Raw genomic sequence first — 14,097 nt, 5'->3', positions numbered from 1 at the left:
TTAGATGAGTGTGGACACCAGAACGTCAGGGTTCGACGACCAGCCCGCGCTGAGCATGGTCAAGGTGCCGTGCGACCCCGCACAGGTCATCGTCAACCACGCCAGCTTCCGCGTGCGGCTCGCACCGAGCCCGAGCGCGCGTTCCAAGCCCGCGAACGCCCCCGGCCGCGTGCCCGTCCTCGGCGGCGCCGCGGTCGCCGCCGCTGCCGGCGCGGGCCGCCGCCGGGCCCCCGTCGTCTGGAGCGGCAAGTCAGCCCCCGGCGACACCGCCGCCATGGGCGGACTCCTCCAGGCCGTACGCGAACACGGGCGCGGACACGACGAGTTCGACGGAGGCGCCACCCAGACCATCCCCCGCGTCGACCTCGCCCACGACCTCGCCGAGGACACGCTGGCCACGCCGACCGTCATCGGCCAGCGCACGTACGGAGACCCGGACGAGACCCGCCCGCTGGCCCCCGTACGCGACCTCTCCCACGACCCCCGGTACGCGGGCGGCGGCGGCCCGTACGACGGCCTCGACGCCGGACCCGCCACCGACTACCGCCGCACCCCCTCCGACACCCGCGGGCAGGCCTCGTACTACCCGGGCCGCCGGATGAACCTCGGCGTCGTGCTGCTCCCGCTGCGCGTCTTCCTCGGCTTCATCTGCATCTACGCCGGCATGGGCAAGCTGTGCGACCCCGTCTACTTCGACGGCGGCGAACGCGGCTCCATGGTCACGTGGCTGCGCACCCTGCACCCCTGGGCGCTCGCCGAACCCCTGCGCGACTTCGCGCTCGCCCACCCCGTCGGGGCCGGGCTCAGCGTGGCCTTCCTCCAGGTCATCGTCGGCGTGCTGACCGTCCTGGGCCTGTGGCAGCGGTTCGCCGCCTGCATCGGCGCCCTGCTGTCCGCCGCCCTCCTGATGACGGTCAGCTGGAAGACCGTCCCCGCCTACGACGCCCCCGACATCATCTACCTCGCCGCCTGGAGCCCGCTGATCATCGCCGGCGCCCCCGTCTACTCCCTCGACGGACGCCTCGCCGGAGAAGCCTGGCGGACCCTCGGGCCGCGCTCCGAGATCTGGCGGCTGCGCCGGCGCGTCCTGCGCCGCGGAACCATCATGGCCACCGTCGTCTGCGGACTCACCCTGCTCATCGGCTCGCTCCTCGGCGGCGCCGTCCGCTCCACCACCGTGGTCACCGTCCCCGGACCCGGCGAGGCCCCCAGCAACTACCTCCCCGGCTCCCCGCTCCCGCAGGCCCCGTCCGCCGGCAAGCAGCAGCAGCCCCGGCAGCAGCCCGCCACCCAGCAGCCCTCCAAGGCCGCCGAACCCACCGCCAGCGCCTCCGCGCCCGCGGCCAAGTCCGGCCGCGGCAGCACCGGTTCCACCGCCAAGCAGAGCGCCGGCACCGGCTCGCAGTCACCGACCGCGACCCGCGGCTCGGGCAGCGGCTCGAACTCGGGCAGCTCGCCCAAGCAGTCCACCCCGAAGCCCCCGTCCTCCAGCTCCGGCAACGGAGGCGGCAGCGGCGGCGGGGACACCGCCCCGAAGAAGCCCGGACTCGTCGGCGGCCTCCTCGGCTGACGACCGTACGGAAAGAGGGGGCCCGGCGCGCGAACTGCGCGCCGGGCCCCCCTCTTTCCGCGTTCCGTACCCCGCCCCGCCCCGCCCCGCACCGAGCCTCCTCGCTGCCGTACGGAGGGCCTCAGGATCCGCTCTGGGCGGCCAGCTCCCGCGCCGCCTCGGTCAGGTCCTTCGCCGTGTCGATCGCCCGCCAGTAGGCCCCCTGTGGCAGCGGGAAGCCCGCCAGCCGCCGTTCGCGGGCCAGCCGCGGGAACGTCGTGCGCTCGTGATCGCCCAAATCCGGCAACAGCGCCGCGAATTCGGGACCGAAGACGTACACCCCCGCATTGATCAGATACGGCGAGGGCGGCGACTCGATGAAGTCCAGCACCTGCCCGAACTCATTGGTCTCCACCGCCCCCCACGGGATCCGCGGCCGGGCCAGCGCCAGCGTCGCCGTAGCCCCGCGCTCGGCGTGGAACTCCGCCATCTCCCGCAGCGAGAACCGCGTCCAGATGTCCCCGTTCGTCGCGTACCAGGCCCGCTCCGGGTACGGCAGATGGCGAGCCGCGTACTTCAGCCCGCCCCCGCGCCCCAGCGGTTCCTCCTCCACCACCGTGGTCACCCGCAGCGGCAGGTCCGCCTTGGCCAGCCACTCCTGGAGCACCTCCGCGAGGTGCCCGCACGAGATCACGGCGTCCGTCACCCCCTCGGAGGCCAGCCAGGCCAGCTGGTGCCCGATGATCGGCACCCCGGTCCCCGGGATCTCCACCATCGGCTTCGGCCGGTCGTCCGTATACGGACGCAGCCGCGAACCCTGGCCTCCCGCCAGTACGACCGCCTGAACAGGCGCTTGGGCGAGGGAGGCCGGATACGCGGCCGCGGAAACGGAGGTGCGGGACACGGGGGGTGCGTCGGTCATGGCCGCCAGGGTAGAGGCCCCGGCGCGGGTGAGGGCGGCGACGCCCGTCAGCCGTCAGCCCATCGAGGCGACACCGGTCGCGTACGCGGTGTCGCACACGGGACGCGCGAAGGACTGCGCCTTCGTCGGGCCGTACACGTCCACGGCGGCCCGGCCCAGCGCCCGCGCGATCCCCACGCAGTGCTCGGCCAGCGACGGGCGCCGGTCCACCTCCTGCTGGAGGTGCGTCAGTACGTCACCCGGAGCCTCGCCCTGCTGGAGCTCGCCCAGCAGCTTGTCGCGCAGCACGTCCTGTGCGGCGCGCGGCTTCGCGGGGACGGACACGTCCTCGGCGGAGGCGGTCAGGATCTGGGAGGGCGTGTTGTCCGCCCAGGGGACCATGGTGACCGCGAGGGTCCCGGACAGGACCAGGACGACGGGCAGGACCAGGGCGAGGGAACGGCCGATACGGCGGGCAGTGTGGGTCACGAGGGCGAGAGTAGCGCTCGGTGAAGATTTGGCGACATTTAGTCACCCGGTCGGGGGATGGTTCGACGTGGCTTTTCGATTTAAGGGTTGACGACCGGGGTCGAATGGCCCGGTCTGCCCGGGATGCGGAGCGGGGCGCCCCTCCTCCGGGAGGAACGCCCCTGTCCGCACTCGCTCTTGGCCGCGTCAGCCGGAGAGGCGCTCACCCGAGGAGGTCGAGAACACGTGGATCTCGTCGGCGCGCGGCACCACGTGCAGCGTCGAGCCCTTCTCGGGCACCTGGCGGCCGCCGACGCGCACCACGATGTCCTGAGCGCCCTCGGCCTCGGTGGTGCGGCCGTACACGTAACCGTCGGCGCCGAGCTCCTCGACGACGTTGACCGTGATCGTCAGGCCGCCCCCGGTGCCGATGTCGAAGTGCTCCGGGCGCACGCCGACCGTGACGGTGCGGTCGCCCGCGTCCGCGGCGGCGGACAGTGCCTCGCGCGACACCGGGACCACGCTGTCGCCGAACTTCACGCCGCCGTCGGCGATCGGGACCTCGACCAGGTTCATGGCCGGGGACCCGATGAAGCCGGCGACGAACAGGTTCGCCGGGCGGTCGTACATGTTGCGGGGGGTGTCGACCTGCTGGAGCAGACCGTCCTTGAGGACCGCCACGCGGTCGCCCATCGTCATGGCCTCGACCTGGTCGTGGGTGACGTAGACGGTGGTGATCCCGAGGTCGCGCTGGAGCGCGGCGATCTGGGTACGGGTGGACACGCGCAGCTTCGCGTCGAGGTTCGACAGCGGCTCGTCCATGAGGAACACCTGCGGCTTGCGCACGATGGCGCGGCCCATGGCGACGCGCTGGCGCTGACCGCCGGAGAGCGCCTTCGGCTTGCGGTCGAGGTACTGGGTGAGGTCGAGCATCTTCGCCGCGTCCTCGACCTTCCTGCGGATGGTCGCCTTGTCCTCGCCGGCGATCTTGAGCGCGAAGCCCATGTTGTCGGCGACGGTCATGTGCGGGTAGAGCGCGTAGTTCTGGAACACCATCGCGATGTCCCGGTCCTTGGGCGGCAGGTGCGTGACGTCGCGGTCGCCGATGCGGATCGCGCCGCCGTTGACGTCCTCCAGGCCGGCCAGCATGCGCAGCGAGGTGGACTTGCCGCAGCCGGAGGGCCCGACGAGGACGAGGAACTCGCCGTCCTCGATGTGCAGCTCCAGCTCGTCGACGGCGGGCTTGTCGCCGCCGGGGTACAGCCGGGTCGCCTTGTCGAAAGTGACAGAAGCCATGGTGATGAATCCCTTCTACCGGCAGGAACGTGCCGGACGATCCGAGTGGAAGGTCTAGTCCAGTAAGCAGGACTCCGCCTGACGCTACCCGCCGTTCCCCGTCCTGTCAGCACCCCGGGACCCGTGACTTCCGCCTCGCCCGGAGCCGTCCGCCGACCATCCGGGGCCGGGCAATGTGATGGCCCGGCGGATGGGGCGCTGTGTAAAGTGAGGGCGGTTACGCCTCCTTAGCTCAGTCCGGCCAGAGCAACGCACTTGTAATGCGTAGGTCGTCGGTTCGAATCCGACAGGGGGCTCCGCCGAAAGCCCGGCTCAGACCCGTCTGAGCCGGGCTTTCGCGTCAGTGGCGGCCCGAGACGCGGTCGGCCAGGCGGGCCAGCGGGGTGGTCCGCGGGGTGTGGGTCTTCGTCTCGTGGCGGTCCGCCTCGCGGTAGGCCGCGTACAGGGCCTGGACGCCGAGCCAGCGGAAGGGTTCCGGTTCCCAGCGGCGGACCCGGTGGCCGACCCAGGGGAGCGCGGTGAGGTCCGTGGAGTCCCCGAGGACCAGGTCGCGCAGGGTGCGGGCCGCGAGGTTCGACGTGGCCACGCCCGAGCCCACGTAGCCGCCCGCCCAGCCGAGGCCCGTCGTGCGGTCCAGGGTGACCGTGGCGCACCAGTCGCGGGGGACGCCGAGGACGCCGGACCAGGCGTGGGTGATCTCCACCCCGGTGAGGAGCGGGAAGAAGGACGTCAGGAGGTTCGTGAGCGACGTGATCGTCGACTGCTGCGTGGTGCCGTCCGTGTCCGTGCGGGAGCCGAAGCGGTACGGGACGCCCCGGCCGCCGATCGCGATGCGGTCGTCCGCGGTGCGCTGGGCGTACATGTAGGCGTGGGCCATGTCGCCGAGGGTGCAGGCGTCCGACCAGCCGATGCGGGACCAGACCTCGGGCGGCAGTGGGGCCGTCGCGATCATCGAGGAGTTCATCGGGAGCCACGAGCGCTTCTGGCCCTTGAGGGCGGCGGTGAAGCCCTCCGTGCAGCGCAGGACGTACGGGGCGCGGACGGTTCCGTACGGGGTGACGGCCCGGCGGGGGGCGATTTCGGTGACGGGCGTGGTTTCGTGGATGACCACCCCGAGGCGTTCGCAGGCGGCGGCCAGGCCCTTGACCAGCTTGAGAGGGTGGATGCGGGCGCCGTGCGGGGTCCAGGTGGAGCCGACGGCGTCGGCGATGTCGATGCGGGCGCGGGTGTCGGTGGCGTCGTAGAGCTCGCGGTCGCTCTCGCCGAAGGCGAGCTCGGCGCTGTGGAAGGCCTTGAGGCGGCTGAGCTGTGCGGGGGTGCGGGCGACTTCGAGGACGCCGCCGCGGTGGATGTCGGCGTCGATGGACTCCTTGGCGGCGGTGTCGATGACCTCGGTGACGGTGTCGTTCATGGCCCGCTGGAGGCGCCGGGCGGCTTCGTGGCCGTGGAGTCCGGCGTAGCGGTCGCGGCCGGCGATGCCGTTGTAGAGCCAGCCGCCGTTGCGGCCGGAGGCCCCGTAGCCGCAGAACTTCTGCTCCAGGACGGTGACGCGGAGGTCGGGGGCGGCGGTCTTGAGGTAGTACGCGGTCCACAGGCCGGTGTAGCCGCCGCCGACGATGACGACGTCGGCCGTGGCGTGGCCGGTGAGGGGGGCGCGGGGTGGCTGGTGGGTGGCCGTGTGATCCGTCGCGTACCAGAAGGAGATGCCGCCGTTGATCGTCATGGGGAGTTGGTACAGGGCGTGGCGCAGGGGTGTCCAGGTACCGGATGTCGGGTTTTGGGGTGGCGGAGGTGGCCGTCTGGCTGATGTGGCGCGGTGGTGCGGTCCGTAGGGTGCCGCCCGGGGGGTTCGTACCGGTCCTGCGCGGTTTCGACGCGGCGGCGTTCAGGGGGCGCGGGGGGCCGTCGGCGTCGGCGGTGCGGCAGCCTGGGGGCATGGTGGAGATTCCGGACGGGCTGGTGCGGGCGCAGATCGGGTACGAGGGGGAAGCGGGGCGGGAGTTCATCGCCGGGCTGCCCGCGCGGGCGGCGGAGTTCCTGGAGCGGTGGGAGCTGCGGCGCACCGGGCCCGCGATGCACGGGGTGACCGCCCTGGTGCTGCCGGTGGAGCGGGCGGACGGGTCGGCGGCCGTGCTGAAGCTGGGGCGGGTGGACGAGGAGAGCGCGGGGGAGCCGCTCGCGCTGCGCGCGTGGGACGGGCGGGGCTGCGTACGGCTGTTGGCGCACGACGCGGAAACCGGCGCGCTGCTGCTGGAGCGGCTCGACGAGCTGCGGCCGCTGTCGGGGCTGGCGGAGCGGGATGCGCGGCAGGCGGTACGGGTCGTGGGGGAGTTGCTGGCCCGGCTCACGCGGGTACGGGCTCCGGCCGGCGTGCGGGGGCTCGGGGGTGTGGCGGCGGGGATGCTGGAGTCCGTACCGGCGGCCCTGGAGCGGGTGGCGCCGGGGCGGGCGCGGGGGCTGGTGGCCGACTGCGCGGCGGCGCTGGCGGAGGTGGCGGGCGAGCCGGGGGACCGGTTGCTGCACTGGGACCTGCACTACGGCAATGTGCTGGCGGGCGGGCGGGAGCCGTGGCTGGCGATCGACCCGAAGCCGCTGGCGGGTGATCCGGGCTTCGAGCTGCTGCCGGCGATCCGGAACGAGTTCGCGGTGGACGGGGTGCGGTGGCGGTTCGACGCGCTGACGGCGGCGCTGGGCCTGGACCGGGACCGGGCCCGCGCGTGGACGCTGGGCCGGGTGCTGCAGAACTGCCTGTGGGACGTGGAGGAGGGGGAGCGGGAGCTCGACGAGGAGCAACTGCTGGTGGCGGAGGTCCTGCTGGGCCGGCGGTGACACCCTTCGGGGGGTGTCTAGGCTGCCGGCATGATCCGTAGCGCTGTTGTCGAAGACGTTCCCGTCATCCACGCCATGATCCGCGAACTCGCGGAGTACGAGAAGGTGCCGCACGAGGCGCGGGCCACGCCGGAGCAGTTGCGGGAGGCGCTGTTCGGGGAGAGGCCGGCGGCGTTCGCGCACATCGCGGAGACGGAGGACGGGGAGGCCGTCGGTTTCTCGGTGTGGTTCCTGAACTTCTCGACGTGGCGAGGGGTGCACGGGATCTACCTGGAGGACCTGTACGTACGGCCGGGCGTGCGCGGCGGCGGGCACGGGAAGGCGCTGCTGGCGGAGCTGGCGCGGATCTGTGTGGAGCGCGGGTACGAGCGCCTGGAGTGGGCGGTGTTGAAGTGGAACGCGCCGACGATCGCGTTCTACGAGGCGCTGGGGGCGCGGCCGCAGGACGAGTGGTCCGTGTACCGGCTGACGGATGAGCCGTTGAAGCGGCTGGGTGCGGCGCGGGGCTGAGGGCGGGGCCCTGCGACCGTGCGGGCCCACCCCCGCACCGGCCCGACCCGGGCCCGGCGCGGGGGTGGAGGGGTGCGCCGGGGCGGGGGCGGGGTCAGGCCGCCGTGATCCTCGCCGTGAAGGAGTCGAGGTTCGTGCGGGTGCGCTCGATCTTCTCGGGGAGGGTCAGGGTCTCCTCGTACCGGCCGGCGCGCAGCTTCGGCGCTCGCTTGCCCCTGACGTAGAGGGAGCAGGCGAGGTCGGCGCAGACGTAGATCCCGACGGTGTTGCCCTCGCGGCCGCGGGCTCCGGCGAGGGGTGCGACCAGGAGGGAGACGCCGGAGGCGGCGTGGCCGGTGAGGCAGATCTGGCAGACGCTGGACTTGAGGGCGCTGGTGCGGCTCGTGCCCGGGACGCGCAGGGTGATGCCGACGGGGGTGCCGTCGGCGTCCCGGCGCACGAGGTGGGCGCGCAGCGGGGCACCGGGGTCTACCCAGCCGAGGAAGTCGAGGTCTTCCCAGGGGAGTTCGCTGAAGTCCAGCGGGAGTTTGAGGCGTGCGGCCTCGCCCTTCGTGCAGTTCACGAAGGAGGAACGGATCTGTTTTTCGGTGAGCGGGTCCACGTGGTTGGACGGTACGTGGGGGTACGGGCCGCTGTCATCCGATATTGCCGGCGGGGGCGCGGGTGTGGGCGGGGGCGGGGGCGGGGTGCCTCAGGGTTCGAGGACGACCTTGCCGGTGGTGGCGCGGGTCTCCAGGTCGTGGTGGGCGGCGGCCGCCTCGGCGAGCGGGTAGCGCTGGAGGGCGGGCCGGAGCCGGCCCGTGGCGGCTTCGGCGAGGGCGCGGGTTTCGAGGTGGCGCAGCGGGTCTTCGCCGCCGCCGGCCGCCGCGGCGCGCCGGAGCATGGCGGGGCCGAGGACGTTTTCGGTGGTGATGCCGCGGGCGGTGTGGCGGGCGCGGTCGGCGTCGGTGAGGGGGACGGGGCCGGCGGACCAGCCGAAGACGAGGTGGAGGCCGCCGGGGGCGAGGAGGTCGAGGGCGGCGCGGGCGGTGGGGCCGCCGACGGAGTCGAAGAGGACGGTGGCGCCGGCGGGGTGGGCTTCGCGTACGGCCTCCGGCCAGTCGGGGGTGGTGTAGTCGAGGGCGAGGTGGGCGCCGTTCGCGGCGGCCAGGGCGGTTTTGGCGGGGCCGCCGGCGAGGGCGATCACGGTGGCTCCGGCGGCCAGGGCGTACTGGACGAGCAGGGTGCCGATGCCGCCGGCGGCGGCGGGGACGAGGGCGGTGGAGCCGGGTCCGAGGTCGGCGAACTGGAGGATGCCGAGGGTGGTGCGGCCGGTGCCGATCATGGCGACGGCCTGGGCGGGGTCGAGGCCGGGCGGTACGGGGTGCAGGCGGTCGGCGTCGGCGACGGCGTACTCGGCGTAGCCTCCGGGAGCGAAGCCGAGGTGGACGACGACCTGGCGGCCGAGCCAGACGGGGTCGGTGCCGGGGCCGAGGGCGTCGACGGTGCCGGCGACTTCGCGGCCGGGGATGGTGGGGAGCTCGGGGAGGGTGTGGACGGGGCTGTGCACGCCTTGGCGCAGGGCGGTGTCGAGGAGGTGTACTCCGGCGGCGGCCACGGCGATGCGGACCTGGCCGGGGGCGGGTACGGGGGTTTCGGTGCGCTCGTGGACGAGGTTCTCGGCGGGGCCGAAGGCGTGGAGGCGGATGGCGCGCATGGTCTGCGGGGTCTGCGGGGTGTCCATGGGGACAGGTTCTGACCTCAAGTGCGGTTGAGGTCAAGGCTCCGGCGGGCGTTGTCAGTGGGGCGGGGGACGATGGAGGAATGGCGGCCAAGGGACAGCAGCGGGAGACGGTGAAGGCGGCGCGGCGGCCGGAGGTGCGGCTGCCGGAGCTGAGCGCGTGGGAGGGCGGTGGGCTGGAGCCGGACGGGGACTACGACGGGCTGGAGTTCGCCGACCTGGACTTCGCGGGGCAGGAGGGGATCGGGGCCCGGTTCATGGACTGCGCGCTGCGGCGGTGCGCGCTGGACGAGACGGGGCTGGCGAAGGCCCGGATCCTGGATTCGGTGCTGGAGGGGGTCCGGGGGGTGGGGACGGACCTGTCCGGGGCATCGCTGCGGGACGTGGAGCTGGTGGAGGCGCGGCTCGGCGGCGTGCAGTTGCACGGGGCCGTGCTGGAGCGGGTGGTGTTCCGCGGCGGCAAGATCGACTACCTGAACCTGCGCAAGGCTCGGCTCAAGGACGTGGTCTTCGACGGGTGCGTGCTGGTGGAGGCGGATTTCGCGGGCGCGGTGCTGGAGCGGGTGGAGTTCCGCGGGTGTGCGCTGCGGGGTGCCGATTTCACGGGGGCGCGGATGGCGGACGTGGACCTGCGGGGGGCCGCGGAGCTGGACATCGCGCGCGGGGTGGGGGCGCTGGCCGGTGCGGTGATCAGCCCGCCCCAGCTCTTCGACCTGGCCCCGGCCCTGGCGGCCCAGCTGGGACTGCGCGTCCTGCCGTGACCCCGTGGCGGGGGGCCGTGGCGCAGGGCGGCCTACGCCGGGACTCGGGGGAAGCGGGACTGGAGGGTCCAGATGACGGGGTTGTCGGCCAGGGTGTCGTGCATGTCGGTCAGGTCCGCGATCAGGTCGTGCAGGAAGTCGCGGGCCTCGCGGCGCAGCAGGCGGTGGCTGAAGGTCAGCGGTTCCTCCTCCGCCGGCATCCAGTCGGCCTCGATGTCCACCCAGCCGAAGCGGCGCTCGAAGAGCATGCGGTCGCTGGACTCGGTGAAGTCGAGTTCGGCGTACTGCCGGTTGGCGGAGCGGCTGCCGCGCGGGTCCTGGTCGAGCTGCTCGACGATGTCGCACAGCGCCCAGGCGAAGTCCAGTACGGGCACCCATCCCCAGGCTGTGGACACTTCCCGGTCCTTGACGGTGTCCGCGAGGTAGACGTCCCCGCAGAACAGGTCGTGGCGCAGGGAGTGGACGTCCGCCGAGCGGTAGTCGGTCTGCGGGGGGTCCGGGAAACGCCGGGAGAGGGAGTAGCCGATGTCGAGCACGTACCCGATGGTGTCACGGGTGCGGCCCGGTGGTGGTACCGGTGTGCGGCCCTCCCCGTCCCGGCGGTGGCGTCAGCGGACGTTGACGGCCGTCCAGGCCGCGGCGACGCGGGCGTATTCGACGCTCGACGGGCCGTAGAGGTCGGCGGCGGCCATGAGGGTGGCGCTGCGGGCGCGGGCGTAGTTGGTGGTGGAGGTCATGTACGTGCTCAGGGCCCGGTACCAGATGCGGACGGCCTTGTCCTGGCCGATGCCGAGCAGCTTCGAGCCGTCGTAGGTGGGGGAGTCGTAGGCGATCTTGTTGATCACCTTGGGGCCGCTGCCCTCGGCGAGGAGGTAGAAGAAGTGCCGGGCCGGCCCGGAGGCGGCGTACGCGTCCAGCGTGCCGATGTCACGTGACCAGTAGTCGCGGGAGTGGCCGTCGAGGCTGGGGTGGTCCATGCGGCGCAGGGGGCCGTCGGTGAAGACGCGCTCACCGATGAAGTAGTCGCCGACGTCGGTGGCGTTGTCGGCGAAGAACTCGATCGCGGTGCCGAGGATGTCGGCGGTGCCCTCGCCCAGGCCGCCGGGTTCGCCCGCGGAGCCGAGGCCCGCGGTGGAGGCGATCACGCCGTGCGTGAGCTCGTGGCCGACGATGTCGAGGGTGGCGAGGGTCTTGCCGGTGACGGGGTCGTCGCCGTAGTTGGCGCAGAAGCAGCTCGGGTCGAAGAAGGCGTTGGGGTAGTTGCTGCCGTAGTGCACGCGGGAGGTGACGCCGGTTCCGTCGCCGCGGATGCCGTTGCGGCCGAGGACGCCCTTGTAGAAGTCCCAGGTGACGGCGGTGGCGTAGTGGGCGTCCACTCCGGCGGACTGGCGGTTGGCGGGGGTGCCGGTGCCGCCCCAGTCGTTGTCGGGGTCGGTGAAGAGGGTGCCGCCGCCGGTCTGGTTCATGGCGTCGAGGGTGCGCTGGTTGCCGCGGGTGGTGTCGCGGAGCTGGTAGGCGCTGCCGGTGGAGTAGGTGGTGAGGGGGACGGTGCCGGAGTGCTGGCTGTGGCCCGTGCCGGTGGCGGCGGCTCCGTACGGGGTCTCGGCCGCGGCCGTCGCCGGGGCCGTCACCGCCGTGGCCGTCAGGGCGGTTGCCGTCAGGGCGGCGGCCGTCCCGAGGAGGACGGCGAGGCGGGTGCGGCGAGAGGACGTGGGGTGGGTCACTCGGGCTCCTTCGCGGTGGCCGGGGTGGCGGCGCGAGAGAGCGTGACAGGGCGGAGCCCGGCTTTGGCAGGTCTACGACAAGGATTCCCGGGGATCCCGCGCCGGTTGTCCGAACACGCCCCGCCCGTTGTCCGGATCCGGCCGCCGGCGGACCGCCCCGCCCCGCCCCCGCCCCGCCCCGGGCCCGCGGCGGCCGCCGCCGCGACGGCGTTCACGGGAGCAGGCGCTGCTCCTTGGCCACCGCGACCGCCCCCGCGCGGGTGTCCACGCCGAGCTTGTCGTAGATGCGGCCCAGGTGGGTCTTGACCGTGGCCTCGCTGATGAACAGGGCCCGGGCGATGTCGCGGTTGCCCAGACCCCGCGCCAGCTGCCCCAGGATGTCCAGCTCGCGGTCCGTCAGCGTCGGGCGCGAGCCCCGCATGTGGGCCATCACCCGGCTCGCCACCGGCGGGGAGAGCGTGGTGCGGCCCGCCGCCGCCGAGTGGATCGCCGCGAACAGCTCCTCCGGGCGCTCCGCCTTCAGCAGGTAGCCCGTGGCGCCCGCCGCGATGGCCCGGGTGACGTCCGCGTCCGTGTCGTACGTCGTCAGGACCAGCACGTGCGGCGGGTCGGTCACCGCCGTGATGCGGCGCGTCGCCTCGACCCCGTCGATGCCCTCGCCCAGCTGGAGGTCCATCAGCACCACGTCCGGGCGCAGCTTCGCCGCCAGGGCCACCGCCTCCTCGCCGCTGCCCGCCTCACCGAGCACCTCGATGTCCGGCGCGCTGCCCAGCAGCGCCAGCAGCCCGGCGCGCACCACCGCGTGGTCGTCGCAGAGCAGGATCGTCGTCATCGGTCCGGTTCCGGTCGTCATGCGGGGGGCTCCAAGGGGATGGCCGCGGAGAGGACGGTGCCCTCGCCGGGGGTGGATTCGATGGTGAGGGTGCCGCCGAGCTGGCGGACGCGGGCGCGCATCGCGGGCAGCCCGTGCCCCCGGTCCCCGGTCGCGGCGCGCGTACCCGGCCGGGGCTCGGCGAAGCCCTCGCCGTCGTCGGCGACGTCCAGGACCACCTGGTCGCCGAGGAAGCTCAGGGTCAGGGCCGCGGTACGGGCGTGCGCGTGCTCCCGTACGTTGGCCAGCGCGCCCTGCGCGATCCGCAGCAGAGCCGACTGGACGCGGTCCGGCAGCGGGGCCGGGGCGCCCTCCAGGTGGAAGCGGACCTCGATGTCCGGGCCCGCGTCGAGCGCGCGCAGCGCGTCGGCGAGCCCGCCGCCCCCTTCGAGCTCGGGAGGGGCGAGGTCGTGGACGAGGCGCCGCGCCTCCGCCAGCCCGCGCGCCGTGATCGCGGTGGCGGTACGGACGTGCGCGCGGGCGGTGGCCGGGTCGCTGTCCCAGGTGCGGTCCGCGGCCTGGAGCAGCATCTGCTGGCTGGACAGGTGCTGGGCGAGCGTGTCGTGGATCTCCATCGACAGCCGCTGCCGCTCGGCGAGGGTGCCCTCGCGCCGCTCGGTGGCGGCGAGCTCGCGCCGGGTGCGGATCAGGTCGTCGATCAGGGCGCGCTGGGACTCTGCCTGGCGCTCCATGTGGACGAAGACGGCGGTGGCCAGGGCGGCGATGGCGGGCGGGGCCAGCAGGAGGTTCGGGTCGAACTCGCGCGAGAGCTTGAGCTGGGCCGCGACCACGAACACGGTCAGCAGGGCCACCAGCACGATGGCCGCGCGGGGCGGCAGGGTGCGCAGCGCGGTGAAGAAGAGGGGGACGGCGCACCAGGCGAAGCTGGGCGCGAGGACCACCAGCACCACCCAGACCGCCACCACCAGCCCCAGCCAGAGCAGCCGGCGCACGGTGGGCGCGGCCCCGAGTGCGGGGCCGAGTACGTACAGCAGGGCCAGCGTGATGCTGAGGGCGATGATCCACGGGGTGCTGGGCGAGCCCGGGTGGCGCAGCAGGAAGCGGGCCACCGAGGCGCCGAGGAGCAGGAAGAACGCCGTGTGCATGACCGCCGCCAGGGCCCGCGTGTCCGCCTTCCCGGGCGTACCCGCGGCGCCCGCGGTCCCCGGCGCCGGCGGTGGTACGCGGCTCACGTGGCTCACGGCGGGCTCCCGGGTCGGTGTCTGGCTCCTCCATCGTGCCTGGTCGTACGCGATGGCGCCGACCATCCCAGCCGCAGCCGCACCCCGCCCGCATCCACCGATCGGTTGACCCCGGCGTCAACCGGTGCGGCAGCCGTCGCGAGCCGGTACGGGGACGGGCCGGCGCCGGGTGCGGCCCCAGGCTTGGAGCAGCAGGACGAGCCGACGTACCCGACGGCCGCGACGTACTCAGCCGACGCACCCACCGACGTACCCAGGAGCAGCAG

14 protein-coding genes and 1 tRNA gene are annotated in these 14,097 nt (G+C 73.6%); 5 read left to right on the top strand and 10 right to left on the bottom strand.

Annotated features, from left to right (window positions below; translation table 11 throughout):
* The first annotated feature begins 4 nt into the window (after window positions 1–4).
* Window positions 5–1,570, top strand: a complete 1,566-nt coding sequence (locus ACFYXV_RS26625) for a DoxX family protein (protein ID WP_389384221.1) — start codon at window positions 5–7, stop codon at window positions 1,568–1,570.
* A gap of 121 nt (window positions 1,571–1,691) precedes the next feature.
* On the opposite strand, the gene ACFYXV_RS26620 is transcribed toward ACFYXV_RS26625, so the two are convergent.
* The 3 genes from ACFYXV_RS26620 to ACFYXV_RS26610 form a co-directional block, all read right to left on the bottom strand.
* The gene (locus ACFYXV_RS26620) at window positions 1,692–2,471 is read right to left on the bottom strand and encodes an NDP-sugar synthase (RefSeq protein ID WP_389384220.1); all 780 of its coding nucleotides are present in this window, start codon (window positions 2,469–2,471) and stop codon (window positions 1,692–1,694) included.
* A gap of 54 nt (window positions 2,472–2,525) precedes the next feature.
* Window positions 2,526–2,939, bottom strand: coding sequence for a hypothetical protein (locus tag ACFYXV_RS26615; RefSeq protein ID WP_030157024.1), 414 nt, complete (start codon window positions 2,937–2,939; stop codon window positions 2,526–2,528).
* A gap of 186 nt (window positions 2,940–3,125) precedes the next feature.
* Window positions 3,126–4,214 carry an ABC transporter ATP-binding protein gene (locus ACFYXV_RS26610; RefSeq protein ID WP_385474943.1) on the bottom strand — a complete coding sequence of 363 codons (1,089 nt, stop codon included), beginning with the start codon at window positions 4,212–4,214 and terminating at the stop codon, window positions 3,126–3,128.
* A gap of 221 nt (window positions 4,215–4,435) precedes the next feature.
* Between ACFYXV_RS26610 and ACFYXV_RS26605 the strand changes: the two genes are divergently transcribed.
* Window positions 4,436–4,510 (top strand) — tRNA-Thr (locus tag ACFYXV_RS26605).
* A 44-nt stretch (window positions 4,511–4,554) separates the two neighbouring features.
* On the opposite strand, the gene ACFYXV_RS26600 is transcribed toward ACFYXV_RS26605, so the two are convergent.
* Window positions 4,555–5,937: an NAD(P)/FAD-dependent oxidoreductase gene (locus ACFYXV_RS26600; RefSeq protein ID WP_385474941.1), complete on the bottom strand. Its 1,383-nt coding sequence runs from the start codon at window positions 5,935–5,937 to the stop codon at window positions 4,555–4,557.
* A 212-nt stretch (window positions 5,938–6,149) separates the two neighbouring features.
* Here ACFYXV_RS26600 and ACFYXV_RS26595 point away from each other — a divergent pair, with 212 nt between their 5' ends.
* On the top strand, window positions 6,150–7,043 hold the full coding sequence (locus tag ACFYXV_RS26595; RefSeq protein WP_389384219.1) for an aminoglycoside phosphotransferase family protein: 894 nt from the start codon (window positions 6,150–6,152) through the stop codon (window positions 7,041–7,043).
* 30 nt (window positions 7,044–7,073) lie between these two features.
* Window positions 7,074–7,553, top strand: a complete 480-nt coding sequence (locus ACFYXV_RS26590) for a GNAT family N-acetyltransferase (RefSeq protein WP_385474938.1) — start codon at window positions 7,074–7,076, stop codon at window positions 7,551–7,553.
* Between the two features lie 94 nt (window positions 7,554–7,647).
* Here ACFYXV_RS26590 and ACFYXV_RS26585 read toward each other — a convergent pair whose 3' ends face one another.
* Window positions 7,648–8,154: an FBP domain-containing protein gene (locus ACFYXV_RS26585; protein ID WP_383342748.1), complete on the bottom strand. Its 507-nt coding sequence runs from the start codon at window positions 8,152–8,154 to the stop codon at window positions 7,648–7,650.
* A gap of 90 nt (window positions 8,155–8,244) precedes the next feature.
* Entirely contained in the window at window positions 8,245–9,249 is a 1,005-nt protein-coding gene (locus tag ACFYXV_RS26580) for a zinc-binding dehydrogenase (protein WP_383343117.1), read from the bottom strand.
* Between the two features lie 107 nt (window positions 9,250–9,356).
* On the opposite strand from ACFYXV_RS26580, the gene ACFYXV_RS26575 reads away from it, so the two are divergent.
* Complete coding sequence (locus ACFYXV_RS26575) at window positions 9,357–10,034, top strand: pentapeptide repeat-containing protein (RefSeq protein WP_389384218.1); 678 nt, start codon at window positions 9,357–9,359, stop codon at window positions 10,032–10,034.
* Window positions 10,035–10,066: 32 nt separating this feature from the next.
* On the opposite strand, the gene ACFYXV_RS26570 is transcribed toward ACFYXV_RS26575, so the two are convergent.
* From ACFYXV_RS26570 to ACFYXV_RS26555, 4 genes are all read right to left on the bottom strand, one after another.
* The gene (locus ACFYXV_RS26570) at window positions 10,067–10,570 is read right to left on the bottom strand and encodes a hypothetical protein (protein WP_383495768.1); all 504 of its coding nucleotides are present in this window, start codon (window positions 10,568–10,570) and stop codon (window positions 10,067–10,069) included.
* A 72-nt stretch (window positions 10,571–10,642) separates the two neighbouring features.
* Window positions 10,643–11,758, bottom strand: coding sequence for a M4 family metallopeptidase (locus tag ACFYXV_RS26565; protein WP_389384217.1), 1,116 nt, complete (start codon window positions 11,756–11,758; stop codon window positions 10,643–10,645).
* Between the two features lie 211 nt (window positions 11,759–11,969).
* On the bottom strand, window positions 11,970–12,611 hold the full coding sequence (locus ACFYXV_RS26560; protein ID WP_383342759.1) for a response regulator: 642 nt from the start codon (window positions 12,609–12,611) through the stop codon (window positions 11,970–11,972).
* Window positions 12,608–13,735, bottom strand: coding sequence for a sensor histidine kinase (locus tag ACFYXV_RS26555; RefSeq protein ID WP_385474954.1), 1,128 nt, complete (start codon window positions 13,733–13,735; stop codon window positions 12,608–12,610). Before ACFYXV_RS26555 ends, ACFYXV_RS26560 begins: the two co-directional genes overlap by 4 nt.
* Between the last annotated feature and the right edge of the window lie 362 nt (window positions 13,736–14,097).

Origin of the sequence: Streptomyces sp. NPDC002181 (assembly GCF_042890485.1) — a bacterium.
In the GTDB taxonomy this organism is placed as follows: domain Bacteria; phylum Actinomycetota; class Actinomycetes; order Streptomycetales; family Streptomycetaceae; genus Streptomyces.
The sequence above is the reverse complement of the archived record's forward strand: the minus strand, read 5'-3'. Positions and strand labels throughout refer to the sequence as shown.